This window comes from Flavobacterium sp. 270, from assembly GCF_004368785.1.
Lineage (GTDB): Bacteria > Bacteroidota > Bacteroidia > Flavobacteriales > Flavobacteriaceae > Flavobacterium.
In genome coordinates, this window is record NZ_SODM01000005.1 from 423,389 (window position 1) to 448,060 (window position 24,672).

25 protein-coding genes are annotated in these 24,672 nt (G+C 31.6%); 12 read left to right on the forward strand and 13 right to left on the reverse strand.

Annotation, left to right across the window (positions count from 1 at the left end):
- Positions 1–12: 12 nt before the first annotated feature.
- A complete protein-coding gene (locus EV144_RS19265) occupies positions 13–531 on the forward strand; it encodes a shikimate kinase (RefSeq protein ID WP_134150773.1) in 519 nt (172 codons plus the stop codon).
- Here EV144_RS19265 and EV144_RS19270 read toward each other — a convergent pair.
- Positions 523–1,023 (reverse strand): phosphoribosyltransferase domain-containing protein, encoded by a 501-nt coding sequence (locus EV144_RS19270; protein WP_134150774.1) that lies wholly within the window; start codon positions 1,021–1,023, stop codon positions 523–525. The two genes, EV144_RS19265 and EV144_RS19270, sit on opposite strands and share 9 nt — an antisense overlap.
- Positions 1,024–1,170: 147 nt before the next feature.
- Positions 1,171–1,560, reverse strand: coding sequence for an RNA-binding S4 domain-containing protein (locus tag EV144_RS19275; RefSeq protein ID WP_134150775.1), 390 nt, complete (start codon positions 1,558–1,560; stop codon positions 1,171–1,173).
- Between the two features lie 79 nt (positions 1,561–1,639).
- Between EV144_RS19275 and EV144_RS19280 the strand changes: the two genes are divergently transcribed.
- Positions 1,640–2,797 (forward strand): FKBP-type peptidyl-prolyl cis-trans isomerase, encoded by a 1,158-nt coding sequence (locus EV144_RS19280; protein WP_134150776.1) that lies wholly within the window; start codon positions 1,640–1,642, stop codon positions 2,795–2,797.
- A gap of 208 nt (positions 2,798–3,005) precedes the next feature.
- On the opposite strand, the gene EV144_RS19285 is transcribed toward EV144_RS19280, so the two are convergent.
- From EV144_RS19285 to EV144_RS19310, 6 genes are all read right to left on the reverse strand, one after another.
- Complete coding sequence (locus EV144_RS19285; protein ID WP_134150777.1) at positions 3,006–3,959, reverse strand: transketolase family protein; 954 nt, start codon at positions 3,957–3,959, stop codon at positions 3,006–3,008.
- Positions 3,960–4,034: 75 nt separating this feature from the next.
- On the reverse strand, positions 4,035–4,883 hold the full coding sequence (locus tag EV144_RS19290; protein ID WP_134150778.1) for a transketolase: 849 nt from the start codon (positions 4,881–4,883) through the stop codon (positions 4,035–4,037).
- 306 nt (positions 4,884–5,189) lie between these two features.
- Positions 5,190–5,498: a hypothetical protein gene (locus EV144_RS19295; protein WP_134150779.1), complete on the reverse strand. Its 309-nt coding sequence runs from the start codon at positions 5,496–5,498 to the stop codon at positions 5,190–5,192.
- 225 nt (positions 5,499–5,723) lie between these two features.
- Positions 5,724–6,116: a hypothetical protein gene (locus EV144_RS19300; protein ID WP_134150780.1), complete on the reverse strand. Its 393-nt coding sequence runs from the start codon at positions 6,114–6,116 to the stop codon at positions 5,724–5,726.
- 110 nt (positions 6,117–6,226) lie between these two features.
- Positions 6,227–8,053 carry a tetratricopeptide repeat protein gene (locus EV144_RS19305; protein ID WP_134150781.1) on the reverse strand — a complete coding sequence of 609 codons (1,827 nt, stop codon included), beginning with the start codon at positions 8,051–8,053 and terminating at the stop codon, positions 6,227–6,229.
- 3 nt (positions 8,054–8,056) lie between these two features.
- Positions 8,057–8,668, reverse strand: a complete 612-nt coding sequence (locus EV144_RS19310) for a hypothetical protein (RefSeq protein ID WP_134150782.1) — start codon at positions 8,666–8,668, stop codon at positions 8,057–8,059.
- Positions 8,669–8,914: 246 nt separating this feature from the next.
- Here EV144_RS19310 and tgt point away from each other — a divergent pair, with 246 nt between their 5' ends.
- The 10 genes from tgt (at position 8,915) to EV144_RS19360 (ending at position 19,171) form a co-directional block, all read left to right on the forward strand.
- On the forward strand, positions 8,915–10,045 hold the full coding sequence (gene tgt, locus EV144_RS19315; RefSeq protein WP_134150783.1) for a tRNA guanosine(34) transglycosylase Tgt: 1,131 nt from the start codon (positions 8,915–8,917) through the stop codon (positions 10,043–10,045).
- A gap of 88 nt (positions 10,046–10,133) precedes the next feature.
- Positions 10,134–11,222: an LptF/LptG family permease gene (locus EV144_RS19320; RefSeq protein ID WP_134150784.1), complete on the forward strand. Its 1,089-nt coding sequence runs from the start codon at positions 10,134–10,136 to the stop codon at positions 11,220–11,222.
- A complete protein-coding gene (locus EV144_RS19325) occupies positions 11,209–12,096 on the forward strand; it encodes a DMT family transporter (RefSeq protein ID WP_134150785.1) in 888 nt (295 codons plus the stop codon). Before EV144_RS19320 ends, EV144_RS19325 begins: the two co-directional genes overlap by 14 nt.
- 112 nt (positions 12,097–12,208) lie before the next feature.
- Positions 12,209–13,162 (forward strand): acetyl-CoA carboxylase carboxyltransferase subunit alpha, encoded by a 954-nt coding sequence (locus EV144_RS19330; RefSeq protein ID WP_134150786.1) that lies wholly within the window; start codon positions 12,209–12,211, stop codon positions 13,160–13,162.
- A gap of 141 nt (positions 13,163–13,303) precedes the next feature.
- Entirely contained in the window at positions 13,304–14,848 is a 1,545-nt protein-coding gene (dnaB, locus tag EV144_RS19335; protein ID WP_134150787.1) for a replicative DNA helicase, read from the forward strand.
- Positions 14,849–14,985: 137 nt separating this feature from the next.
- Positions 14,986–15,357: a hypothetical protein gene (locus EV144_RS19340; protein ID WP_134150788.1), complete on the forward strand. Its 372-nt coding sequence runs from the start codon at positions 14,986–14,988 to the stop codon at positions 15,355–15,357.
- Entirely contained in the window at positions 15,358–15,996 is a 639-nt protein-coding gene (locus tag EV144_RS19345; RefSeq protein ID WP_134150789.1) for a hypothetical protein, read from the forward strand.
- Between the two features lie 3 nt (positions 15,997–15,999).
- Positions 16,000–16,791: a sensor histidine kinase gene (locus tag EV144_RS19350; RefSeq protein WP_134150790.1), complete on the forward strand. Its 792-nt coding sequence runs from the start codon at positions 16,000–16,002 to the stop codon at positions 16,789–16,791.
- 111 nt (positions 16,792–16,902) lie between these two features.
- Positions 16,903–17,568 carry a response regulator transcription factor gene (locus tag EV144_RS19355; protein WP_134150791.1) on the forward strand — a complete coding sequence of 222 codons (666 nt, stop codon included), beginning with the start codon at positions 16,903–16,905 and terminating at the stop codon, positions 17,566–17,568.
- Between the two features lie 343 nt (positions 17,569–17,911).
- Positions 17,912–19,171, forward strand: a complete 1,260-nt coding sequence (locus EV144_RS19360) for an asparagine synthetase B (RefSeq protein ID WP_134150792.1) — start codon at positions 17,912–17,914, stop codon at positions 19,169–19,171.
- A gap of 1 nt (position 19,172) precedes the next feature.
- Here EV144_RS19360 and EV144_RS19365 read toward each other — a convergent pair whose 3' ends face one another.
- The 5 genes from EV144_RS19365 to EV144_RS19380 form a co-directional block, all read right to left on the reverse strand.
- On the reverse strand, positions 19,173–19,976 hold the full coding sequence (locus EV144_RS19365) for an endonuclease/exonuclease/phosphatase family protein (protein WP_134150793.1): 804 nt from the start codon (positions 19,974–19,976) through the stop codon (positions 19,173–19,175).
- 164 nt (positions 19,977–20,140) lie between these two features.
- Positions 20,141–20,308, reverse strand: a complete 168-nt coding sequence (locus tag EV144_RS24230) for a hypothetical protein (RefSeq protein ID WP_166670604.1) — start codon at positions 20,306–20,308, stop codon at positions 20,141–20,143.
- Positions 20,309–20,452: 144 nt separating this feature from the next.
- The gene (locus tag EV144_RS19370) at positions 20,453–21,121 is read right to left on the reverse strand and encodes a response regulator transcription factor (protein WP_134150794.1); all 669 of its coding nucleotides are present in this window, start codon (positions 21,119–21,121) and stop codon (positions 20,453–20,455) included.
- A 9-nt stretch (positions 21,122–21,130) separates the two neighbouring features.
- Positions 21,131–22,903, reverse strand: a complete 1,773-nt coding sequence (locus EV144_RS19375) for an ATP-binding protein (protein WP_134150795.1) — start codon at positions 22,901–22,903, stop codon at positions 21,131–21,133.
- On the reverse strand, positions 22,900–24,672 hold the full coding sequence (locus tag EV144_RS19380) for an ATP-binding protein (RefSeq protein WP_134150796.1): 1,773 nt from the start codon (positions 24,670–24,672) through the stop codon (positions 22,900–22,902). Before EV144_RS19380 ends, EV144_RS19375 begins: the two co-directional genes overlap by 4 nt.

Here is a 24,672-nt window from a genome sequence, read left to right on the forward strand (position 1 = left end):
GGTTTTATTAATATGAAAAAAATAGTGTTATTAGGTTATATGGGTTGCGGAAAGTCAACAATTGCCCAAAATTTGTCAAAAATTACAAATATTCCGTTTCTCGATTTAGATAAATGCATCGAAAAAAAATCAAATTTATCTATAAATGAGATTTTCGAGCAGTATGGAGAGATTTATTTTAGAAAATTAGAGCATGAAATGTTCGTAGAATTATTAAATTCTACAGAAAACAACATAATTGGTTTGGGAGGAGGAACGCCATGTTATGCCAATAATCATGAATTACTGCAAAAAGATGACGTTACTTCGATTTATTTAAAAGCTTCGATTGATACTTTATATGATAGATTAGTGTTCAACAAAAGCAAACGCCCGTTAATCGCTAATATGGAAGAAGAGGAAATGAGAGAGTTTATTGCAAAACATTTATTCGACAGAAGTTTCTACTACAACCATGCGCAGCATAAAGTGGTAGTAGATAATAGAACTGTCGAAGAAACGGTTGAAGATATATTAAAGATTCTAGCTTAAAGAAGCGTAATCGCCGCCTTCTGCATCAAAAACTACCTGAACATGCTCTAATAGAGATGTCGATAAAGAAATACCCTTAAAATCTGCTTTTACAGGGTATTTTTTATGGTTTCTATCTACAAGCACCGCTGTCTTGAATTTTTTAAGCGGAACATCTAAAAAATGACGAACTGCATAAATTAATGTCGTACCCGAATTTAGTACATCGTCTACCAGAACTAAACCTTTGTTTTCGTATTCTGCTATACTTAATGACGTTTGTATTGGCAGCTGCGGATTTTGTTTGTCAACTATAACCTCACAAAGTGAAACTTTAAGAGTGGAGATCGTATTTAAGGCTAAAGCAATTTTCTGAGCAAAAATAGAACCGTTTGAAGCGATTCCTGCAATCACAACTTCTTCTTCGTCAACAAAAGTCTCGTAAATTTGATATGCGATACGTTTTATTTTGTGCTCAATTTCCTGATTCGTTAAGATGATGTTCTTGCTCATAATTTATTTTTTTGCTAAAATACATAATTTTAAATTCCAATTTTAAAAATTCCAAATTCCAAAAGATAAGGCTTAAATTAGAATTTGGAATTTCAATATTGGGATTTTTTATTCATTATTGGAATTTGGAATTAAAAAAAAAGGAATTTAATTCTCTTCTTCTTCATCGATAATATCGTTTCCATATTCATCAATATCCCTTCTGTCTTTCTTGGTTGGTCTTCCGGTACCGCTTTTACGATAATGTTCTTTAGAAAGTTTTAGTAATTCTAAATGGGCATAGGCTTCTGCCGGCGTTTCGTTTTTTCGGTATATATCTACAAGTTTAGCGCCCACACGACTTTCAGGAATATCCAGAACAGTAATAATCTGTGTAATCTGGTCTTTTCTAAAGGTAATTCTATCGGTAGGAAAAACCTCTTTCGATGGTTTTGCAACTTGTCCATTTACAGTAATATGGTTCTTTTTACAGGCCTCGGTAACCATGTTTCTGGTTTTGTAATAGCGTACGCACCATAAGTATTTATCTATTCTCATAATTTTTCCAAAATCGAAGTTAAATTCTTTACAAAAATAAATCAATATTGTATCTTGCGCACCTAAAAAATTAACAATAATGAATAAATTTAAATATTATTTTGTTTTACTAATTGCAGGTATTGCGATCGTTTCTTGTAATAAAAGTAATGATGATGATACGGTTATAGTTCCTTTAAGGGATTATGCAGAACAATATAAAGCAGATAATGATTCGATTGAAAAATATTTAAAGACTAATTATATTGAAAGTGTAACGGCTGATTTGGATATAAAGATATCTAAAATTCCTGCTGGAGGAGCTCAAACTTCTATCTGGGATCAGAGTACTTATAAATTAGCATCTAGAGATGTTTATAGTGATGGTATTACTTATAAAGTTTATTATTTAACATTAAGACAGGGATCTGGTGTTTCGCCGACAAATACAGATAAAATTTTCGCATCTTACACTGGTACTTTATTAAACGGAACTCAATTTGATAGTTCATATGGTACTGCGGGTACTTATAACTTGTTTCCATACGCTACTGATTCGACTGTAATACAAGGCTGGTCTGAGATTTTCCCAATGTTCAAAACAGGTACTCCTTCTGCGCCGACAGGTGACGGTGTTATTACATATACTGATTACGGAGCAGGTGTTATGTTTTTACCATCTGGTTTAGGTTATTATAGTCAGACGCAAGGATCAATTCCAGCTTACAGCCCTATAGTGTTTAGTTTTAAATTATTTAATCTTCAGAGAGCAGATAATGAATACACAGTTTCGTCTACAACAGGACAAAGAGTTTTTGTTGGAGATGGTATTCCAGATTATTTAGAAGATATTAATCATGATGGTTTCTTATATGATTTTAGAGATGTAACAAAATACCCAAGCCCGCCAGCTAGTTTAATCGATGATTCAGATGGAGATGGTATTGCTGATTTTGTTGATTTTGATGATGATGGAGACGGTTATTCGACTCTTTTTGAAGTTACTAAACCTACAGATGCTCCTTTTTCTGGTTTAAGTAAATATTATCCTTACAATCCTGTCTTAGATAATCCTAATACACCAAATTATGATGAATCTGAAATTTGGGGTGTGCCTAGAAGACCTACAGGAGCACTTACAGATCCTACGAAACCAGAGTCTGTAACAAATCCAAAAAAATATGTTCCTGAAGATTATACGGATCCAACAAGATTAAGAATATATTTAGATAAAACTTATCCTCTTCAAAAGAATTAAGTTTTAGTTGAAAATAAAGAAAACCTCGAAAGTGATTTCGAGGTTTTTTTATGCTTTGTATTAAATATATCAAAGCATTTTTTGTTTGAATCTCTGGTAAAGTAAAATGATATTAATTCCTGAAATCATCTTAAGGTATTCAATAATGCTGAAAAACAAAAACCTCGAAATCACTTTCGAGGTTTTTTTATAAGTAAGAAATAAAAAATTATTTTCTTTTGATAACTCTTTCTACTGCTTCAACAATTGCTTGATTGTTTAGTTTGTATTTTTCCATTAATTGCTCTGGAGTTCCAGATTCACCAAAACTATCTTTTACTGCTACAAATTCTTGTGGAGTAGGTTGGTTTAGTGCTAATACTCCTGATACGCTTTCTCCAAGACCTCCAAGGTAGTTGTGTTCTTCTGCTGTAACCACACATTTAGTTTTAGCCACAGATTTTAAAATAGCTTCTTCATCAAGTGGCTTAATTGTATGAATATTGATTACTTCAGCAGATATTCCTTTTGCTTCTAAAGCTTCTGCTGCGATAAGAGCTTCCCAAACTAAATGACCTGTTGCAATAATTGTTACATCAGTTCCTTCGTTTAACATGATTGCTTTTCCAATTACGAATGGTTCATCAGCAGGAGTGAAGTTTGCTACTACCGGACGTCCGAAACGTAAATAAGCAGGACCATGGTGATCTGCTAATGCAAGCGTTGCAGCTTTAGTCTGATTGTAATCACAAGTATTGATTACAGTCATTCCTGGTAACATTTTCATTAAACCAATATCTTCTAGGATTTGGTGTGTTGCTCCGTCTTCTCCTAGTGTTAAACCAGCGTGAGAAGCACAGATTTTTACGTTTTTATCAGAGTAAGCAACAGATTGACGAATTTGATCGTAAACTCTTCCTGTAGAAAAGTTAGCGAATGTTCCTGTAAATGGAATTTTTCCTCCAATTGTTAAACCTGCAGCAATACCAATCATGTTAGCTTCTGCAATTCCAATTTGGAAAAAACGTTCTGGGTGATTTTTTTTGAATTCATCAAATTTTAATGAACCAATTAAATCTGCACATAATGCAACAACATTTTCGTTTTTTTGACCTAATTCAGTCATTCCCGCTCCAAAACCTGAACGAGTATCTTTACTTCCTGTATTTGTATATTTTTTCATTTGTTTTTTTGCTATACGCAATAGGCTTGTGGGCAATAGGCATAAAGCGTACTGCTTAAAGCTTAAAGCTATTTTTTAATAATCTGCTTCTGTTGAGATGTTTTGAGCTAAAGCACTTGCCAACTGATCGTTGTTTGGCGCTTTACCGTGCCATGCGTGAGTGTGCATCATAAAATCAACTCCATTACCCATTTCAGTGTGTAATAAAATACAAACTGGTTTTCCTTTTCCAGTTCTTGATTTTGCATCATTCAGACCAGCAAGAATAGCATCGATATTGTTACCTTCTTTAATTTCAAGAACGTCCCAGTCAAAAGCTTCAAATTTAGCGCGAATACTTCCCATTGGTAAAACTTCGTCGGTAGTTCCGTCAATTTGTTTACCGTTAAGGTCAATAGTTGAAATAATGTTGTCTACTTTTTTAGCAGAAGCATACATGATAGCTTCCCAGTTTTGACCTTCTTGTAATTCACCATCTCCGTGAAGAGTAAAAACTAAATGTTTATCTCCGTTTAATTTTTTAGCCTGCGCTGCACCAAGAGCTACAGATAAACCTTGTCCTAACGAACCAGACGCAATACGAACTCCAGGTAAACCTTCGTGAGTTGTAGGGTGTCCTTGTAAACGAGAATTTAATAATCTAAAAGTTGCAAGTTCTGAAACAGGGAAATATCCGCTGCGTGCTAAAACGCTATAAAAAACTGGAGAAATATGTCCATTAGAAAGGAAGAAAATATCTTCACCAATTCCGTCCATGTCAAAACCTTCCTTACGGTCCATAATATTTTGGTATAAAGTCACCAAAAATTCTGTACAACCAAGTGAACCACCTGGGTGACCTGAATTGACTGCATGTACCATACGAAGAATATCTCTTCTTACTTGGATAGTTAAATCGCTTAATTGTTGTGTGTTAGGCTTCATTTTATATGTAAAAGTTAAACTGTTGCAAAAGTAAAGGTTATTTTGCGGGGAGACAAATGATTTTTTGCTTTAGTTTATGACAATTGTTAAATTCTGGTAGGGTTTTTATATATATTAAAAAAATAAGCAATTTTTCTGGTGATTATTAATTCTAGGTGGCATTTGATCTAATTTTACTGCTCATTTCGCACATAAAAATGTAACTTTTTTGCTGAGGTTACAAATTGTTACACTATTATAAATAAAAAAGTCCTGCTCAAGCAGGACTTTTCTATACAATTATTTTTTAAGGCGTATATGCCAGCGTTAGTTATCACTTTCGCTGTAATAGTTATTTTCCTCATCTTCCGAGCCAATATTTTCCTGGGCATCATCAAGTTCAGAACCAGGAACATCTAAATCTTCTCCTGTTAAGTCTTCTTTATCAATATTAAAGGTATTTTCATTCCATTCTCCTTCTTTTTCATCAATAGTTTTTTCTGTATTGATGTTTTCTGGATTAATGTCTTTCAATTTTTCTTCTTGATTGTAAATGTCGTCTTGAGCAGGATAATTTAATTCTTCTAGATTTTTTTCTATTTGCTCTTCACTAGCTTCATCTTCAAAATTTTTCATAATATCTATATTTAAGGATACTTTAAAGAATCTTTAAAAACAGCATTTCGTGTGATGCAGCTAATTTTTTGATTCTTTGTAAAATTACCCACTTCTGCTCTTTAGAATATTATATCTTTTTTAAAAGTTGCTGCAGTATTCACACCTACTTTAAAATCAATATCAAAAATCAATATCAAATCCCAAATCCCAAATTCCAAAAATCTAAAATTTACAATCTAAAATCTACAATTTTCCTTCTACATAACTTGCAATCTGCGAATCGGTGTAAGAACTGAAAGTTGAGCCGGCAAGTTGAAAATTTAAAAACAAAGTTTCATCCTTCAATTCCATTTTTACAGCGCTGCTGTCGTCAGTATTTGTAATATCAATAGTTGTCATACTTTCTTGAAGCGCTTCTTTTCCCATATCATCAGAACAGATCTTTTTTACAAACGATTCAAGATCATCAAAAACAATATCCAATCTCGAAAGCGGATATTCGTCATAAGCCGTAAAAGTATTCCAGTCAATATTTACTTTAATATCATAACCAGCACGTTCTTTTAATTTCTCTTCAAAAGCCGGAAGTTTTTCTGTTTTAATTGATTCTGCCAAACGTTTTTCTGCTAATCCCATTTTTTTATTTGTTTAAGGTTTATAAAATTATGGTGCTAAATTAGCCGTGCTGTTTTTGTCCTGCATCACTATTTCTAATGATTTTGTTTTCGCAGATAGAAATTCAATAGTTAAAAAACTTTATGGCCTTTGCTTTCTAAAATCTCATTGAGAATATCAGATTTATGTCCTTTTTCCTGAGATTCCAATGCGTAAAACATTGCTTTTTCGGGTTCTTTTAATTTGCAGTACATCTCGGCAATATTACATTGATACGTTCCTTCGTTCGGATTTATTGCAGTTGCTTTTTTAAAATATTCTAACGCTTCTTCAAGACGATGATCCAGATCAAGAAGACATCCAAAATTATTATACATGTGAGCCAAAGCAAAAGAATCATGTTTTGTTTTCTCTATAAAATAATCGAGTTTGTCGTAGCAAGCCTGTGAACCCTGAGTATACCAAAGCAATCGCGCTTCAAGAAAATAAGCAATGCCAAATTCTGGATTTTCTGAGATTAACTGATCGCATATTTTTTGCGCCGCAGGATAATCTTTAGCATAAATTAAAGGCCATGCACTTTGATATAAATCATTTTTTAATTGATGTTGTTTGGATTCGTTTATTTTTTCGTCAACACTTTTTTTATGATATTCATTAATATCAAAAGTCCAGTCTTTAAATTCAATTTTCTGATCTCCGGTTTTGATGAAAAATTTCAATTCCGTTTCGTTATTTTCAAAAACAAGCAAGAAAGATATTGGTGCGTCTTTATGTTCTAAAACACTTTCAAGAAGTTTGCAAAGTTTGATAATATCAATTTGAATATTTGCCCACGTGTAAGGTCGATAATAAATGTCAATTTTTCTGGGAAGATATTTAAGATTTAAAATATTTATATCGCTCGCGATTTCGTGATGAATCGGTAACGCATCGTAGATTTCGAGTTTATTTCCTTCGTGTAAACCTTCAAAAGAAATATCCCAGACAAATTGTTTTTGCTGTGTCTCTATTTTTTCTTCAAGACGTTTCGACTTCTTGATTTCTTCAATTAAAGTGCTGAATTCTTCCTTATTCCGTACGCTAGAAGTATAAATATAATTATTGATTCTGCTCTCTTTTTGTTCTTCTGTAATAATAATTGATTTGGTATTTGAAGGTTTTAGCAAATGTGTTTCCTTATTAAGCAGTTCGATTTCGCCATTTAAGGAAATATGAAGATAAAGCGATTTTGTTTCGATTCCTCGAAAGACCGCCGGCTCATTTGTTGGATATTTTACAGCGGTTAAAATGAGTTTATCATACGGAAACTCTAATTCGGCATCATAATATTTATCTTCAATAAAAGAATACCATGAAACTCTAAATAAATTTGAATTTACGGGAATTTGCGCTGTTAAGGCCTGATATTGATCTCTTTCTATTTTAATGTTAGAAATTCTATTAGTATTCGTATTTACAAATTCTATTTTGTCAATATAAATAAGAAGTTCAGGATCATGAAAAATACTAATTCGGGTTTTGATATAATTTACCGCTAAACGCCATCGGATAAAATTGTATCGAATATCATTAAAAACAAAATAAAGTACAGGCAGTCCGAATACAATAAAAGCCCAAATATAAAAATGAAGTTTGTTGAAATAATTCGTGTGCTGATATTGAAAAAGGAGATACAAACCATAATCTACAAAAAGAAAATACCCGCAAACAAGCATCCATCCGAAAACAAATTCAGCAGAAATATTTTGAGAGCTTTTTCCATAATAATGAAAATAGAAATATCCGATAAATGAAATCACTAAATTGAATACAACAACAAACGAAACGCCTCCTATAAAAAGCAGTCCATAAGAAATTAAAGAAGGAATAATAGTGGCAAAAATCGGAAAAACCAGAAATTCATTTAAATTAAAATAAACGGGCTTGATTTCTTTGTAAGGCTTATGATTTTTCATTTTTTAATGGTTGATTTCTAATAAGACATCGGCTTCTGGTGAAAATAGTGTTTTGGGAATAGGCAAATAAGAACCCTGAATTGACGGTTCTTCTTCGCCGGTTTTTTTATTGATTTTATACCGTCCGTAAGAATATTGATTTTCCATATGAATAGCATAATAATCGTCTTCTTCGTAAACCGTAGTTTCAAAATCCGGACTGAAAATACCAAAATTTTTCTGTACAAATGCTATAGCTTCCAGATCTTTATCGGTAGGAATGTAGAAAGTGCTGTCTAAAACATCATCAAAAGGAGAAATCATATTTTGAATTAGATTAACGGTAATGTCATATTTTATTTGGTTTTTGGTTTGAAATCTTAGCGGTACATACCGTATAATTCTCCTAAATTGTACTACGATTTCTTTGGAATTTGCTAAAACCTTTATTTCAAAATCTTTAGGATTAATAATTATTGCCGGTTGTTTTTCTTCGATTAAAGTATAGGCTAATTTTATGGCATTGGCTTTTCCTTTTAGTTTTAAATCTTCAATATAAGGGTTCATGTTTTTGTTTTGTGAATGAACATTCGCGTAAAGCAAAAGAACAAATAGCAATAGGCGGATATTTTTCATTTCGGTTTTGTGAATATTCTTTTGCTTTACGCGAATGTAAATTAAGGTTTTTGAAATTTTCAAAAGTCTAATAAATCAGAGAATTTGCAGTCATTATTTATAGTGATTTTCAAAGTTTACGGATCAAAAAATGTTAATCATTTTTTAAAATTATCTAATTCTCACATTGCCCTGATTTTCTAATTAATTTTTTCCTCAAATTAGCCTATCTTTGCCGTCCCGAACAATCGGGAGAAAAACGCGTATATGAAGTTTGATTTATTACAAAAAGATCCGCAGTCTAAAGCAAGAGCGGGAAGTATTACTACAGATCACGGAGTTATAGAAACTCCTATTTTTATGCCTGTTGGTACCGTTGCATCTGTAAAAGGTGTGCACCAAAGAGAGCTAAAAGAAGATATTAATCCGGATATTATTCTAGGAAACACTTACCATTTATATTTGCGTCCGCAGACCGAAATTCTTGAAAAAGCGGGAGGTTTGCATAAATTTATGAACTGGGATCGTAATATTTTGACCGATTCTGGTGGATATCAGGTGTATTCGCTTTCTAATAATAGAAAAATTAAAGAAGAAGGAGTAAAGTTTAAATCGCACATTGACGGTTCGTATCACTTTTTTACGCCAGAAAATGTAATGGAAATTCAGCGTACCATTGGGGCCGATATTATTATGGCTTTTGATGAATGTACGCCTTATCCTTGCGATTACCGATATGCGCAGCGTTCTATGCACATGACGCACCGTTGGTTAGACCGTTGTATCAATCATTTGGATAAAGTTCCTTATAAATACGGTTACGAACAAACTTTTTTTCCAATCGTTCAGGGAAGTACATATAAAGATTTACGTCAGCAGTCTGCAGAATATATTGCAAACGCTGGGCAACAAGGAAACGCAATTGGCGGCTTATCAGTAGGGGAGCCGGCAGAAGAAATGTACGCTATGACGGAAGTTGTCTGCGAAATTCTTCCAGAAGATAAACCTCGTTATTTAATGGGAGTAGGTACTCCGATTAATATTTTAGAAAATATTGCTTTAGGAATTGATATGTTTGACTGTGTTATGCCAACGCGTAATGCAAGAAACGGAATGTTGTTTACAGCAAACGGAACGATCAATATCAAAAATAAAAAATGGGAAGCTGATTTTTCTCCTATCGACGAAATGGGAATTACCTACGTTGATACAGAATACACAAAAGCCTATTTACGCCATTTGTTTGCTGCAAACGAATATTTAGGAAAACAAATTGCGACAATACATAACCTTGGTTTCTATATGTGGTTGGTTAGAGAAGCTAGAAAACATATCTTAGCAGGAGATTTTAGACCTTGGAAAGAAATGATGGTTAAAAACATGAGTCAAAGACTTTAAAAAAAAAGTTTCAAGTTTTAAGTTTCAAGTTTCAAGTTCTGTAGAGAACCTGAAACTTTAAACCTGAAACAAAAAAAACAAAAAATGTATGCTGACAATAATTGATAAGTATATTTTAAAACGCTATTTGGCCACTTTTTCGGTTATGATACTTTTATTTATTCCGATTGGAATTGTAATTGACGTTTCTGAGAAAGTAAATAAAATGCTGGAAAACAAGATTCCGTTTCTGGATATTGCCATCTATTATTACAATTTTACGATATATTTTGCGAACTCATTGTTTCCGATATTTTTGTTTTTATCGGTAATTTGGTTTACCTCAAAACTGGCAAACAATACCGAGATTATTGCCATTTTAAGTTCGGGAATTTCATTTACAAGATTTTTAAGACCTTATATTATCGGAGCAAGTATAGTTTCGGTTTTTGTATTATTAATGGGATTTTTTATTGTTCCGGCCGCCAGCGAAGGTTTCAATAATTTTAGATATACCTATCTAAAAGGAAACGGCAAAGAGTTGATGCGGGGCGAAAATACCAATGTTTACAGACAGATAAATGATAACGATTTTATTTTTGTAAACAGCTTTAATGAAGAATCTAAAACGGCTTTTAATTTTTCTTTAGAACATTTTGAAAAGGAAAAACTAACCTATAAAATTACGGCAAGCCGTATTAAATGGGATCCAAAAGCAAAAACCTACATTCTGTACGATTATACCAAAAGAACGGTTGGAGATCTGAATGATGTTATAGAAAAAGATCCGGAGAAAAAAATTAAGTTCAAATTTGAATTGGCAGATTTAACTCCTGTAGTGTATATTGCAGAAACACTTCCGTTAGGAAAATTAATTGATTTTATTGATAAAGAAAGAAAAAGAGGATCAGGTAATATTAATACTTATTTAGTTGTGCTTTACAAAAAGTACAGTGTTCCCGTTTCTGCTTTTATTCTTACCATTATTGCTGTTGCAGTTTCTGCTATGAAACGCCGCGGTGGTATGGGAACAAATTTGGCGATAGGAATTGCAATTGCTTTCTCTTTTGTGTTTTTCGATAAAATATTTGGTACTCTTGCCGAAAAATCTACTTTCTCACCTTTTTTAGCTGTTTGGTTCCCGAATATTGTTTTCGGGATTTTAGCAGTTTACCTATTACGTAATGCGAAACGATAATTTAAAAAGTTATTTAAATCTTCATCTAATTGTTTTTATCTGGGGATTTACTGCCATATTAGGCGCTTTAATAACTATTGATGCCGAAAATTTGGTTTGGTTTAGAATGCTTTTTGCGGGCATTTTTCTAGGAAGTTTTATTGCTTTTAAAAAACAATCTTTTCAGGTTCCTGTAAAAGAATTTTTCAAACTGATCTTTGTTGGTTTGCTGATTGCTTTACATTGGATTTTCTTTTTTAAAGCCATTCATATTTCTAATGTATCCATAACACTTTCGATATTTTCACTTGGCGCTTTTTTTGCTTCCTTATTAGAACCCATATTTTTTGGGCGAAAAGTATTGTGGTACGAAGTATTCTTTGGACTTATTATTATCGGAGGTTTGGCATTGATTTTACAAGTAGAAATTAAATACCTGCATGGTGTTTATTATGCGTTGGCATCTATTATTTTAGGCGTATTATTTACCTTGATGAACGGAAAATTAATTGCAGATCACGAACCATCGGTTATCACTTTTTACGAATTTGGTGCTGGCGTTTTCTTTATCTCGATTTATTTTTTATTTCAAGGAAAATTCAATGCAGATTTTTTTACCCTGTCAATGAATAACTGGATTTTACTTTTAATTTTAGCATCAGTATGTACGGCTTATGCCTTTACTGCTTCTGTAAAAGTAATGCAGCGATTAACGCCTTATACCGTAATGTTAACCACTAATTTAGAGCCGGTTTACGGAATTATACTGGCTTATTTTATATTAGGCGGAAAAGAAAAAATGAGTACAGAATTTTATATAGGAGCTGTAATAATTGTAATTACAGTGATTTTAAACGGGGTTTTTAAACACTATCAAAATAAAAAAGAAGTGTAATATTTTTCTTCATATAAAAAATTCATATTCGTACTTTAGTATAAATTATTTACACCAATGATATAATATTTTTATATTTGCGGTTCGATTTAAAAACAAAATTCAAAAATCCATGGAATATTTAGATTTTGAGCTTCCAATAAAAGAACTTGAAGAGCAGTTAGAAAAGTGTGTTATAATTGGAAAAGAATCTGACGTTGATGTAACACCTACTTGCAAAGAAATCAACAAGAAATTAGTAGAAACTAAAAAAGAAATATATAAAAACCTTACGGCTTGGCAGAGAGTACAGCTTTCTAGACACCCAAACAGGCCTTACACTTTAGATTATATCAGAGCAATTTGCGGCGATACTTTTTTAGAACTTCATGGAGACAGAGGGTTTAAAGATGATAAAGCGATGGTTGGCGGACTAGGAAAAGTAAACGGGCAGTCGTTTATGATCGTAGGTCAGCAAAAAGGTTTTAATACAAAAACACGTCAGTACCGTAATTTTGGTATGGCAAATCCAGAAGGATACCGTAAAGCTTTGCGTTTAATGAAAATGGCAGAGAAATTCGGAATTCCGGTTTTAACTCTTGTAGATACTCCGGGTGCATATCCAGGGCTTGAAGCAGAAGAAAGAGGTCAAGGTGAGGCAATCGCCAGAAACATTTTCGAAATGGTTCGTTTAAAAGTGCCAATTATTACCATTATTGTGGGTGAAGGCGCTTCTGGAGGAGCTTTAGGAATAGGTGTTGGAGATAAAGTATATATGTTAGAAAACACTTGGTACTCGGTAATTTCGCCAGAATCATGTTCTTCTATTTTATGGAAAAGCTGGGAGTACAAAGAGCGTGCAGCAGATGCATTAAAATTGACTTCTTCTGACATGAAAAAACAAAAATTAGTAGATGATGTAATTCCGGAACCATTAGGCGGGGCGCACTACGACCGCGAAACTACTTTTAAAACAGTAGCCGAATACATTACAAAAGGTTATAACGAATTGAAAGACTTATCAACAGCTGACTTAATTGCTCAAAGAATGGACAAATACAGCAATATGGGTGAGTACAAGGAGTAAATTCTTACAAAATGAATTAAAATCCGAAGCCTTATAGTTTCGGATTTTTTTTTGGTTATGAACAACGAGATCATATTTATAAACAATTATTAGTTATAATTCGATAGCATAGTTTTTTTTAAATTTTGCTACTTTCGCTATATGGAAAATTTCAAAAATGTAAACCCAATAAAGGTTGATAAAACCACTATTATTAACTTAGAAAAAGGAAAGTTGCCTCCGCAAGTTCTTGATTTAGAGGAAGCTGTGCTTGGTGCAATGATGATTGATAAAAAAGGGGTTGATGACGTAATTGATATTTTACAACCAGATGCATTTTATAAAGAAGGACATAAGCATATTTTTGAAGCCATTATTCAGCTTTTTACAGAAACGCAGCCAATTGACTTACTTACCGTTTCAAGTCAGTTAAAAAAGAATGGGAAATTAGAATTAGCTGGCGGTGATTTTTATTTAATACAGCTTACACAAAAAATTGCGTCTTCGGCGCATATCGAATTTCACTCGCGTATTATTCTTCAAAAGTTTATTCAACGAAGTTTAATTAGAATTTCATCTGAAATTATCGAAGCATCCTATGATGAAACGACAGACGTTTTTGATTTATTAGATCAAGCCGAATCTAAACTATACGAAGTAACACAGGGAAATATCAAGCGTAGTTCTGAAACTGCTCAAAGTTTAGTTTTACAAGCTAAAAAGAAAATTGAAGAAATTTCTAAAAAAGAAGGTTTAAGTGGTGTAGAAACCGGTTTTACTAATTTAGATAAACTGACTTCTGGATGGCAGCCAAGTGATTTAATTATTATCGCGGCAAGACCTGCGATGGGAAAAACAGCGTTTGTACTTTCTATGGCCAGAAATATCGCGATTCAATTCGGACACGCGGTAGCTTTGTTCTCTCTGGAGATGGCATCTGTTCAGTTAATTACCAGGTTAATTTCTTCTGAAACAGGATTGTCATCAGAAAAATTGCGTACCGGTAAACTAGAACCTCACGAATGGACGATGTTGAGTACCAAAGTAAAGGACTTAGAAAAAGCTCCATTATTTATTGATGATACTCCATCACTTTCAATTTTCGATTTAAGAGCAAAATGTCGTCGTTTGGCTTCGCAGCACGGGATCAAAATTATTATTGTAGATTATTTGCAGTTAATGACTGCAGGAGGAAATTCTAAAGGAGGAGGAAATCGTGAGCAGGAAATCTCGACAATTTCCCGAAACTTAAAAGCTTTAGCAAAAGAGCTTAACGTTCCGGTAATTGCACTTTCTCAGTTATCGCGTGCCGTAGAAACGCGTGGATCAAGTAAACGACCTTTACTATCGGATCTTCGTGAATCTGGAGCGATTGAGCAGGATGCTGATATTGTTTCGTTCTTATACCGACCAGAATATTATAAAATTGACGAATGGGATGATGATGAAGCTTCGCCAACTGCTGGACAGGCTGAGATTATGATCGCCAAACACCGTAATGGTGGTATTGAAAACGTTCGTTTAAAATTTATCGGACACCTTGGAAAATTTGATAATCTTGATGATTTTTCAGGTAATTATGATGACTTACCATCAAAAATGAATCATGATGATAATCCGTTTATAACAAAAAATCTACCATCTGCCAATGAAGCTTTCGGCAGCAATCTAAATGACGACGATGACGATAGTGACGTCCCGTTTTAACACAAAATTTAAAAAGCCTTTTCATAGGCTTTTTTTTATGCCTTAATGTTAAAATTCCTAATAAATTTCATAGCTTAGCAAAGCAATTGTTTGAACATTTGCACCCATTAACTTATAACCAAAAACAAAATTACATTATGGCAGAAAAAGAAAATTTTGGAAGTGTAGAGATTTCATTATCCGAAGGCATTGTATGGGCAGACAAATACAAAAAGGCTCCAGGTCTTGACGAAGACGGTAAAAAGAAGATAAACGCTTATCTAATTCCTTTAGAAACTTTAAAACTAGTTCTAGATCAGGACATTGATGCTGTTAGAGCATACAAAGGTATCAATAATGCCGGAGAGCAGGTTTTGATGTTTGTGGGTACTAAATTAGATCCTAAAACGGGTATCTATAAAGATGTATTCAAGACATCATCTTTAGGAGGCAGCGAAGGTGATGGTGCCGTACTTTATGATGCATCTCGTCCATGCCCGCCTTATGGTGATCCAGAAAGTCCTCTATAAATGGATGATCTTTTAATATACCCAGGATATTTAATAATATTACTTAACTTGGTTTTATATTCATTTAGCTTTTCTCGAAAGAGAAAAGCTAATATTTTCTTTATGTGTTACTTAGCATTTTTAGTCTTAGTGCAGTTTAGTATGGAGTTGATTTTTCATTTAGGAAAAAATAATCTGTTTCTAACAAATGTTTATTTTATTGGTCAAATGGTTTTATTAGGGTTATTTTATCATGCTATTCTAAAATCCAAAAGCCAGAAAATATTTGTGTTATCGAGTCTTTCTGTTGCTTTATTAGCACTGGTAATTCAATATGTTTTTGACTCTACTCAATTTCTCAAATTTAATTTATTCGAGATAACTCTAACGTCTCTAATAGTTGTAATTTTCGGATTATTGCATCTTTATAATATGCTTAGTGAAAAAAAAGAGTATTATTATTTTACAATTGGAGCAGTTTTTTATCTATTAACAAGCACTGTTTTGTTTTTAGTAGGTAATTTAACTATTGGATTGGCACAGGAGTTTGGGCTTTTAAGCTGGAGATTAAATGCTCTTTTGGTTTTTATTTATTATCTTTTTATTTTATTTGAATGGAAGGAAAGTTTTAATCCTAAAAAAGAAATTAAAAATAATTAATATATGACTGCAGTTCCTGCTTACGAAAAAGAAATTGTAGCCATAATTCTGTATACATCATGTTTTTTCATGATTGTTGCCGCTTTTTTAATCTTATTTTTTTATCTGTCCAGAAAAAAAATTATTCAAAAGGAATTAGAAAAAAAAGATTTAGTTCTACAGTATCAAAAAGAGCAGCTTCATGCTATAATTATTACTCAGGAAGAAGAACGCAAAAGGATTGCTCAGGATCTGCATGACGACATTAGTTCTAAGCTTAACATTGTATCCTTAAACAGTCATCTGCTCACTGCTCCAAACCTTACAGAAAACGAAACAAGGGAAATTACCGAAAATATAATCAGCCTTACCACAAGAGCATTAGATAATTCCCGAAAAATCGCTCATAATTTATTACCTCCTGTTTTTGAAAAATTTGGACTTAATGCCGCAGTTGAAGAATTGTGTGAGGAATTTGAAAGCAGCAAAACTTTAAAGACGTATTACAAAAATCATATTGATTTTGATGATAAAGAAATGGATCGTCATCTTCATGTTTTTAGGATTTTGCAGGAATTAATGAATAATTCTCTTCGACATGGTAAAGCAACTGAAATCTGGATCGCCTTTAATAATCAAAACGGAGTGAATGTCTGTAATTATGAAGATAACGGGACAGGTTTTGATAGCAAAAATGCTGAAAACCAAAAAGGACTTGGAATGAAAAATATTGACAGTAGAATTTCTTTTTTGGATGGAACAATTCAAATTAGTTCAGAAATTAATAAAGGAATTGAAGTGATTTTTACTTTTTAAGATAAAAATCACAAAATTATGTCTCTTTTTACTCAATAAAACTAGGTTGTTTGGCTTTTTTTAATGCTTATTTTGTAATTTCGGCAGACTAACGACCAAAAACCAAATAAAATGAGTGCCACTATTAAAATTGCTTTAGTTGATGATGAAGTTTTATTTCGGAAAGGAATAGCTTTTTTACTGCAGAGAGAAGATAATATTGAAATTCTTTTTGAAGCTTCGAATGGAGAAGAACTTATTTCTCAATTGTCTGAAAATGAAACAAAGCCGGATATTATTATTATGGATTTGAAAATGCCAATTTTAAATGGTGTTGAAGCTACAAAAATTATCCGAAAATCATTTCCAGACATTAAGATTATAGCCCTGACAAGTTACGATTCAAAATCTTTCATAGCTAATATGATTCAAGTTGGTGCTGTGGCTTATTTAATAAAAAATACAACTCCCAAAGATTTGATTAAAACCATTAATGAAGTTTTTCTAAAAGGGTTTTATTACAATGAAAATGTTTTAAAAACAATTCAGGATACAATTGTTTCGTCTAAAAACGTAAAAGGTAATTTAGAAACTAGCTTTCTTTCACCGCGTGAGATTGAAATTCTACAGCTCATTTGTCTGCAAAAAACCACCTCAGAAATTGCAGAACATCTTTATTTGAGCCCTAGAACTGTAGAAGGTCATCGTAATAATTTATTACTTAAAACAGAATCAAGGAATATTGCTGGTTTAGTAGTATATGCAATTCAAAACGAAATCGCAGTATTGACTATTTAAGATTTTAACTTGTTAAAAACTGAATCGACAATACATAGTAAACAATTATTGTGAGCACTAAGACGCATAAACCTATTTTTTTTATCATATTTAACCCCTTTGGTTCCTTATTACTGTCATTAAACTTCATGTCGCTGATTTTTTTTCATTGATTAGTTTAACTTGGGAGAACAAATTTAGTTAGAAAATGTAATCACAGTCCACGTGTTTTTACGTGTTTTTTTAAAGTAAATGTAATTTAGAGCTTTGAAACTTTATTTAACGTTTTGCTTTCTTATAAAACTCAGCTATCTATTGTATTATTTGAAGCTTCCTTTATATCTTTACTAAAATAATTTTTCTAATGAATAAGAGTTTAGCTTGTATTTTTATTTTACTGCTTTCGTTTAGCGCAAAAGCTTCGTTTATCTTACTTCCGATGGACGAAACAACACAGCAAAACCATCTAAAAGCTTACGGGATAACCTATTGGTGTTTAAGTAAAGATTACAAAGCAAGCTGGTTGCTTAATTATCGAGGAGGTTCGTTTCTGCTTCCCGATGCAGATGAAATTCGTAAAGAATGTAAAATTAGAGGCGTAAGTTTTGAAATAATTTCAGATAGTGAAGAAGCTTCTATTTTAAACGAAATTTCAAGCCCTTCGCAAAATATGGAATCTGTTGTTCTGGAAAAAGCGCCTAAAATTGCCGTTTACACTCCAAAAGGGAAACAGCCTTGGGATGATGCCGTAACTTTAGTATTAACATACGCAGAAATTCCGTTTACGCCAATTTATGATGAAGAAGTTCTAAGCGATCAATTATTGCTTTACGATTGGCTGCATTTGCATCACGAAGATTTTACAGGGCAATATGGTAAATTTTATGCAGCTTACAAAAATACACCTTGGTATATCGATCAAAAGAAAGATGCAGAAGCTTTGGCGGCAAAACTTGGATATGATAAAGTTTCACAAGAAAAAGGCGCTGTAGCAAAAAAAATTAGAGATTTTGTTATTGGTGGCGGTTTTATGTTTGCCATGTGTTCTGCAACAGATAGTTTTGATATTGCACTTTCTGCAGATGGAGTTGATATTTGCGAAACCATGTTTGATGGAGATCCAAGCGAATCCAATTATCAATCTAAATTAAATTATAGCAATTCATTTGCCTTTAAAAATTTTACTTTAGAAAGAAAACCAGAAGTATATGAGTTTTCAGATATTGATATGACTACAAAACGTAGAGTGCCTATGGAAAAAGATTATTTTACATTAATGGAATTTTCTGCAAAATGGGACCCAATTCCGAGTATGTTGTGTCAAAATCATACACAATTAGTAAAAGGTTTTATGGGACAAACGACTGCATTTGATACTGCATTAATAAAATCGAATGTTTTAATAATGGGAACTTGTGAGCTTAACGGCGAATCAAGATATATTCATGGAGAAAAAGGAAAAGGAATGTTTACCTTTTATTCAGGCCACGATCCAGAAGATTTTCAGCATCAGGTAGGAGATCCGCCTACGGTTTTAGATTTACATCCAAATTCTCCGGGTTATCGTTTGATTTTAAATAACGTTTTATTTCCTGCAGCAAAAAAGAAAAAGCTTAAAACATAGTTTAGTTTAAAGAAAATTCGAACCAAACGGGAATATGATCGGATATTTTTCGTGCTTCTTGTAAAGAATTAAATTGCTGATAAAAATGAATTGTTCCAGAATTGGTGCGTTTAAAAGCACTTGTTTTGTAAAACATATTATCAAATTCTGATGCGAGACAGATATCTCCTTTGCATTTTTGTTTTAAAGTTGTTTTTTCATTTTTTAAAATAGAAGAATAGCCCATTTTTTTTAATGGAAAAAAGACTGTATGAGTTTCCGGGCAATTAAAGTCTCCAATAAAAACTAAATTCAAATTAGGATATTCTGCAGGCAAAAATTTAAAATACTTAATTTCAGTTTCAGGCTGTTTGTTTTTGGTAATAGCGTGAAAGCTTGAAAGTGTAATTGTTTTTTTATCAATTTCAAAAGTCGCAAAATAAGGTTCGCGGTCAATTTCCAGATGGTATTTTTTTTCAAGCCAGGGATTTCCTATTAGTTTCACCTTGCTTGTTTTCCAAAGAAAAGCATAGCGCTCTGTTTTATAACTACTGCTAGAAGTAGGATCACTTACTCTATAATCCCATTTAGATCCTTTTTCATTTAATATTGCTGCAAGTTTAGCAATAGCTTGAGCACCGCCATATCCGGCAACAACTTCCTGAATAGTGACAATGTCGTAATTAGCAATAGTTTTAGCAATAAAATCTAAGTCAGATTGAGATTTAGATTTTCCAAAATTTTCCAGATTCCAAGACACAACCTTGGTTTGAGAAAAAGATAGAATGGTAAATAAGAAGAGAACAAAATATAGGATATTTTTCATGCAGTATTTAAAAAATCAAATATAAGCATTTCAGAATTTGGGGATTATTCTTTATGCTGATTTTTAAATTCGTTGCTTAATAAATTAAAAGCAAAATATTGAAAGGCTAATTTTTCTTAATTAAGCCTTTATTTATGCTTTAATGAAAAGGATTTGAAGAAAGTTTAATGTTTTTTATACCTGTTTTTTAAAGCAGTACTAATAATTATGATTTGTAAAACAAGTAATGCAGGAATAAAAATGATTTTCCAATCAATTTCCAGCCACCCAGTTCTATCAGAAACAAAAGCAAAACTTACAGAAAGGAACAAACAAAGCAGCATTGTCTTCATAATAATTTTGTTTTTAGTGGTATTAATTTTTGAGATAAAATTAAATGTGTTTTTCTTTTTCATTCAATCATTTGCTAGAATTAACACAAACTTAAACTTATGTAAAGACATTTCCTTACGGGAAACCGTAAAGGCTTAATTAATTTAAACTAAGCCAAAATCTTTTGCGATAGCAATTAAATGCACATTGTTATTGGCTTTAAAATAAATCTTTAATTTATTAATACGTTTTTCAATACTACTTGTTCCGTTAGGAGTTATATCCAAAGTCTTAAATTCATTTGAAATACTTTCTAAAATATGACCTTGAGATAAAAGTTTTAAGATCGAGATATCATAAGATTCAATTTCAATTAAACTTTTATCATTAAAACTAAACGATAAATCTGAGGAAAGAATCTTTTCTTCATTTTTAAAGGTTCCTTCAATAGCATTTCGTAACTCATTTATACTATTACGTCCTTTAGAAACATAGGCATTAATACCCAATTCATTAAAAAGAGTCTTAATTCGGTATGATTTATCTTCAATAGAAAATACAATCTTTTTCAAATCAGTCTGCACCTCATTTACTGCAGCAATAAGTTCTTCCCCACTATTAAGATTTGTTTTACGATGATCTGATTTAAAAGACAAATCACTTATCAATAAGTCATAAGGCTCGTTGTCATTTAATCCTTTTTTTATTTTTAACAATCCATCATCACAATACTTTACATGATGAATTGTAGGAACTTCCAGTTCTTCTAATACTTGAATAACAGCAATACTAATGCTGTCTAAATCTTCGGCAACTAATACTTTTTTGAACATAATACTTGTTTATAAAGGGAAGGTGAAACTTATTTTAAAACCTTTCTCAGAATTGATGTCAAAATTAACAGTTCCATTTATAGTTTTAATACGGTTTTCCACATTTTGTAGTCCTTTTTTTAAAATTATTCGTCCATCTTCAATTCCGTTCCCATTATCGCTGTAATTAACAAGAATATTTTTTTCAATTATTTTGAAAGTTATACTGGCCAATGTTGCATTGCTGTGCTTTTTCATGTTAGAAAATAACTCCTGAATAACGCGATAAACTATTATTTTTTTGTTTCTGTCAATTTTATTCCAGGCAATATTATCTAGGCCATTAGATAAAATATTAACATCATGAGTTTTAAAGCTTGCTATCATTTCTTTAAGATAAAAAACATAATTTTTATCAGTAACGATATGGCTGTTTTCTTTTGAAATATTCCTTGTTCGTGAATATATTGCTTCGAGATTGTTTAATAGTTTTTCTTTATTTTCACCTTGTTCAAGATCTGCTTTATTAGTAAAAAGTATAGTATGGTAAACATCATTGGCTAACTCGTTATCTAGTTTTTTCGAAATTCTTACTTCACTTTTATAAATAGCTTCATTCCTTTCTTTTTTTCCTTTTAAGGTTAAATAAAAAGAAAGAAATAAAATGGTACATACAGTAAATGTTATAATTACGTACGAGACAATACTTCTGTTTTTTTGCCTTTCTAAAAGAAGTTTATTATGTGTTTGATGTGATTTAAGGTCCAGATTTTCTTCTTTATCATTGTTAAAATTATATTTAATTGCAAAAGATTGGTTTTTTGCTTTTTTTCTTCCAGCTATAATACTATCTATAATCGTAATATAAGCGTCTGAAAATTTTCTTAAGTCTTTTCCTTTACTCACTTTCATTAATTCGGCCAGAGTATTTGATTTTGCAGAAGCATTGTTGGCTTTACATGCGCTATGGTAGGCTTTTAACTTATATTTTTTTGATAATTCAGGATTTATTTTCTCATAATATAAAGAAAATGAAAGATAAGTAGAAATTAATGCATACTCATCTTTTAGTTTAAGATCAATTTCTAAACTTCTTTCTAAATATTTTAATGCATTTGGATTTTTTAGCTGGATGTAACAATATCCAAGATTGCCTAATACCATAGAGTATTGGGCTTCAGTTAATAAAGCATTTGTTTCATGTTTAATTTTTTTAGCAGCTAAAGGAATTAAAATTGTTACTGCTTCTTCATATTTGTTTTCCTGTATTTTAAGAAATGCAAGAGAACATTTTACCATATATTTTTTAAAAGGCCTTTTAGAAATCTTTAATGCTTTCTTGTGATACAATAATGAGTTTTTGGAATCGTAATTAAAATAATAATTAGATGCAATTATTGAATATACAGTAGATTGATATTTTGTGTCTTTTATTTTTTTTAGGTAAGGAAAAGTCTTAGTTATAGTTTCTTCGCTTCCATAATAATCCCCATAGTTTTGCTGAATATTAGATAATAGTGTAAGTGCTCTAACATAGTGCTCCGGTTTATCTGTTTTTGAGTCAAATAATTCTACTGCCTTTTTTAAATAAACTATAGCGCCCTTAGTGTTTGATATATCATATAAACTGTCACCCTTTTGGATGAGTTGCTCAAGCTTTTTATTATTATTGTGTTTTTCGCGATTCTCTGCTTTCTTTTTATTACATGATTGCAGTAAAATTGTTGCGGCGATTGCAAAAAACAAGCAGTAACTATATTTTAGAAATTGTTTGTTTTTAGAATGAAAATTGTTCAGCATCATATTGGGAATTTAATAAAAACTTTGAAACTTTCATTTTTATTAGACTTAATTTCGATTTTTCCTTTAATCGTATTTACTCGATTCTCCATATTTTGCAGTCCGTTTCTAAAAACAATGTTCTTATCTTCTATTCGGTTGCCATTATCAATATAAGTAATAACAAATTCTTTGTTGCTAACTTTAAAAGTAATACTTGCCAAAGTGGCCTCACTATCCTTTCTTATATTAGAGAATAACTCCTGAATAACGCGATAAACTATTATTTTTTTATTTTTATCAATTTTATTCCACGAAATAGTTTCTAGCCCATATGTAAATATATTTTTTTTTGGAGTTTTAAATTGTGCAATCATCTCTTCCAATTCAAAAATATAATTTTCATCAGTTATAATAAAACTGTTATCTCTGGAAATATTTCGGGTCTGTTGGTATATATTATCTAATTTCAGTAATAAATCTTCTTTGCGCTCTTTAACTTCTAGATTTGTATTCTGACAGTAAGATATTATGTTATATACAACATTGGAGAGTTCTCTTTGAAGCTTGTTTGAAATACGGATTTCACTTTGGTAAATCGTTTCCCTTTTTTCTTTTTTATTTAAGCGACTCATATATAATGTAAGAAAGGTAATAACTAAAAGTACAGAAGCGATAATAATATAAGAAATCAGATTTCTGTTTTTTTGTCTTTCAAGAAGAATTTCACTTTGTAATTTTTGAGATTTTAATTCATGATTTTGTTGTTTGTCAATTTTGAAATCATATTTAATGTGGCTAAACTGAGTTTTGGCTGTCTTTCGAACTTTGCTAATGCTGTCACTTAAATTAACCGACAGCTCTGAATATTTTTTTAGATCTTCTCCTTTACTACTATGAATTAAAGCATATAAAGCGTTAATTTTTAAAGTAGGAAAGTTTATTTCGCACGCATTTTTATAACATAAAAGTGCATAATGCTTAGAAAGTTTGATATTTCTTTCGGAGTAATAATAGGAAAGACCTTCATAACTTTTTGCCAAGCATTCCCTGTTTTTTACTTTTAAGCTTACAGTAAGTGCTTTTTGATAATAATATAATGCTTTCTGGTTTTTCAAATAATTATAGCATAAACCAACATTGTTTAAGGTTATTGCCAGATCAACCTTATCTCCTGGGATTTTTGTATCTGCATAATATTTATCATTTGCAACCTGCAAAAACAATTGGAGTGCCTTATTGTATTTTTTCTTTTTCAGATAAATTAGGCCAATGTTATTTATAGAACATAATTTTCTAAACTCTGAATTTTTTAAGTTTTGAGCTTTTTTATAGAAAAAAAGCGCTTTTTCAAGGTCGCCAGTTCGTAAATAGTTAGTGCCAAGAATCGTATAAGTATTCCACGCATAGCGTGGTTTTTTCATATATTTTAACAAAGGCAAAACTTGCGTGATAACGGTTTCGCTTTTAAAATAATCACTTTGATAATTGTAGATAAAACCTAGAGAAATTAGTGCATCGGCATAGTCAGCCCGATCTTTAACTACATCAGCCAATTGTACTATTTTGATGTAATTGATAATAGCACTTTCATATTCAGTTTTTTCAAATTGATCATCAGCAATTAAAGTTAGTCTTTTAACTTCGGCAGTATGATATGTTTTTTTTACAATAGGTTGATGTTTTTTCTCGCAGGATGCAAAGAAAAAAAGAATCCCTAAAACTAGTAAACCAAAGTAATTGCGTACAAATGATTTTTTTTGAATAAAACAGTAACAGTCAATGAATCCCAT

What these genes read in the sequence shown, in the direction of transcription:
- EV144_RS19265 (WP_134150773.1), top strand. Translation starts at nt 13, where the DNA reads ATGAAAAAAATAGTGTTATTAGGTTATATGGGTTGCGGAAAGTCAACA.
- EV144_RS19270 (WP_134150774.1), bottom strand. Translation starts at nt 1,023, where the DNA reads ATGAGCAAGAACATCATCTTAACGAATCAGGAAATTGAGCACAAAATA.
- EV144_RS19275 (WP_134150775.1), bottom strand. Translation starts at nt 1,560, where the DNA reads ATGAGAATAGATAAATACTTATGGTGCGTACGCTATTACAAAACCAGA.
- EV144_RS19280 (WP_134150776.1), top strand. Translation starts at nt 1,640, where the DNA reads ATGAATAAATTTAAATATTATTTTGTTTTACTAATTGCAGGTATTGCG.
- EV144_RS19285 (WP_134150777.1), bottom strand. Translation starts at nt 3,959, where the DNA reads ATGAAAAAATATACAAATACAGGAAGTAAAGATACTCGTTCAGGTTTT.
- EV144_RS19290 (WP_134150778.1), bottom strand. Translation starts at nt 4,883, where the DNA reads ATGAAGCCTAACACACAACAATTAAGCGATTTAACTATCCAAGTAAGA.
- EV144_RS19295 (WP_134150779.1), bottom strand. Translation starts at nt 5,498, where the DNA reads ATGAAAAATTTTGAAGATGAAGCTAGTGAAGAGCAAATAGAAAAAAAT.
- EV144_RS19300 (WP_134150780.1), bottom strand. Translation starts at nt 6,116, where the DNA reads ATGGGATTAGCAGAAAAACGTTTGGCAGAATCAATTAAAACAGAAAAA.
- EV144_RS19305 (WP_134150781.1), bottom strand. Translation starts at nt 8,053, where the DNA reads ATGAAAAATCATAAGCCTTACAAAGAAATCAAGCCCGTTTATTTTAAT.
- EV144_RS19310 (WP_134150782.1), bottom strand. Translation starts at nt 8,668, where the DNA reads ATGAAAAATATCCGCCTATTGCTATTTGTTCTTTTGCTTTACGCGAAT.
- tgt (WP_134150783.1), top strand. Translation starts at nt 8,915, where the DNA reads ATGAAGTTTGATTTATTACAAAAAGATCCGCAGTCTAAAGCAAGAGCG.
- EV144_RS19320 (WP_134150784.1), top strand. Translation starts at nt 10,134, where the DNA reads ATGCTGACAATAATTGATAAGTATATTTTAAAACGCTATTTGGCCACT.
- EV144_RS19325 (WP_134150785.1), top strand. Translation starts at nt 11,209, where the DNA reads ATGCGAAACGATAATTTAAAAAGTTATTTAAATCTTCATCTAATTGTT.
- EV144_RS19330 (WP_134150786.1), top strand. Translation starts at nt 12,209, where the DNA reads ATGGAATATTTAGATTTTGAGCTTCCAATAAAAGAACTTGAAGAGCAG.
- dnaB (WP_134150787.1), top strand. Translation starts at nt 13,304, where the DNA reads ATGGAAAATTTCAAAAATGTAAACCCAATAAAGGTTGATAAAACCACT.
- EV144_RS19340 (WP_134150788.1), top strand. Translation starts at nt 14,986, where the DNA reads ATGGCAGAAAAAGAAAATTTTGGAAGTGTAGAGATTTCATTATCCGAA.
- EV144_RS19345 (WP_134150789.1), top strand. Translation starts at nt 15,358, where the DNA reads ATGGATGATCTTTTAATATACCCAGGATATTTAATAATATTACTTAAC.
- EV144_RS19350 (WP_134150790.1), top strand. Translation starts at nt 16,000, where the DNA reads ATGACTGCAGTTCCTGCTTACGAAAAAGAAATTGTAGCCATAATTCTG.
- EV144_RS19355 (WP_134150791.1), top strand. Translation starts at nt 16,903, where the DNA reads ATGAGTGCCACTATTAAAATTGCTTTAGTTGATGATGAAGTTTTATTT.
- EV144_RS19360 (WP_134150792.1), top strand. Translation starts at nt 17,912, where the DNA reads ATGAATAAGAGTTTAGCTTGTATTTTTATTTTACTGCTTTCGTTTAGC.
- EV144_RS19365 (WP_134150793.1), bottom strand. Translation starts at nt 19,976, where the DNA reads ATGAAAAATATCCTATATTTTGTTCTCTTCTTATTTACCATTCTATCT.
- EV144_RS24230 (WP_166670604.1), bottom strand. Translation starts at nt 20,308, where the DNA reads ATGAAGACAATGCTGCTTTGTTTGTTCCTTTCTGTAAGTTTTGCTTTT.
- EV144_RS19370 (WP_134150794.1), bottom strand. Translation starts at nt 21,121, where the DNA reads ATGTTCAAAAAAGTATTAGTTGCCGAAGATTTAGACAGCATTAGTATT.
- EV144_RS19375 (WP_134150795.1), bottom strand. Translation starts at nt 22,903, where the DNA reads ATGATGCTGAACAATTTTCATTCTAAAAACAAACAATTTCTAAAATAT.
- EV144_RS19380 (WP_134150796.1), bottom strand. Translation starts at nt 24,672, where the DNA reads ATGGGATTCATTGACTGTTACTGTTTTATTCAAAAAAAATCATTTGTA.